General features: G+C 48.3%; 1 pseudogene. It reads left to right on the top strand.

Features of this window, described 5'->3' with window-relative positions:
* A pseudogene (locus tag FGT79_RS31570) lies at positions 1 to 203 on the top strand (hypothetical protein); the annotation flags it as partial.

Raw genomic sequence — 203 nt, 5'->3', positions numbered from 1 at the left:
CTAGTAGAAGGCGACATCGTCAATGTCTACAAAGCAGCAACAGGCGGAACAGCAATCGGAACAGCAACAGTCGGTACTGGTGCAACAACAGCGACAGTAACGATTGCACAGTTTGGAGCAACAGCTAGCAGCGTTTATGTGAGTGTAGTAAACGATGGCAAGCTGGAGAGCACACGAACAGTTAAAGCGTATGATGCTGAGAT

It is taken from the genome of Paenibacillus sinopodophylli, assembly GCF_005930355.1.
Taxonomy (GTDB): Bacteria; Bacillota; Bacilli; order Paenibacillales; family Paenibacillaceae; genus Pristimantibacillus; species Pristimantibacillus sinopodophylli.
This window is presented reverse-complemented; position numbering and strand designations above follow the sequence as displayed.